This window comes from Rhizobacter sp. P3_B12 (genome assembly GCF_056402895.1).
Genome location: NZ_JBFUGN010001667.1, coordinates 1 through 666, shown reverse-complemented (window position 1 = coordinate 666; position 666 = coordinate 1). Strand labels below are relative to the sequence as shown.

Annotated in this window: 2 protein-coding genes; both read right to left on the bottom strand. The window is 74.2% G+C overall.

Annotated elements, in window-relative coordinates; translation table 11 throughout:
• Nucleotides 1-443: hypothetical protein (locus tag AC1D01_RS37580; protein ID WP_477875028.1), on the bottom strand; the 443-nt coding region annotated here is incomplete at its 3' end.
• The coding region (locus AC1D01_RS37575; protein WP_477875026.1) for a hypothetical protein at nucleotides 436-666 on the bottom strand (231 nt) is incomplete at its 5' end. The genes AC1D01_RS37580 and AC1D01_RS37575, both read right to left, overlap by 8 nt.

Sequence of the window (666 nt, the reverse complement as noted above, 5' to 3'; positions counted from 1 at the left end):
AGGTAGGTCAGCACCACCGGCGTCGGGTGGCCCAGCTCGTCGAGCACCTGCGACATGCTGCGGTAGGCCAGGCTGTCGCAGGCGCGCAGCATCGCCGCCACCTGCGGGTTGGTGCGGGTGTTGATCGCGTCGGCGAAGAAATCCAGCGTGGTCTCGGTGCGCAGGTACTGGCGCCGGAACGCCAGCAGCAGGCGGCGCACCTGCGCCTGCGCGGCCGGGCTGCGCGCCGCCTGGCCATGCGCCAGCAGCACCTGCGCATCGGCCGCCAGCGCATCGACCTTGGCCTGCAGGTGGCGGCGCAGCGCCAGCCCGAGGTACTGCTCGAGCCGGCCCCAGGCCGCTTCACCGGCCAGGTCGTCCAGCATCAGGCGCGACGCGGCCAGCACCCAGTGGGCGATCTGGCGCTGCGTCTGCAGCGCGGCGGCCGCTTGCAGGTCAGCCACAGCGGTGCCCTGGGGCCACGTCGACCGTCACCGCGGGGGCCGGGTCGAGTGCGAGCGGGGCCGGCGCGGCGCCGCGGCCGGCCATCGCGTCGCACACCGCCTTCAGCGCCGGCGGGTGGGCGATCGAGAAGCGCAGCGTGACGCCATCGGCCGCGTTCTCGGTGGCCGCGATGAAGGCCGCCGACTGCGCCTGGATGAAACTCGCGAAGCCCTGCACCTGCAC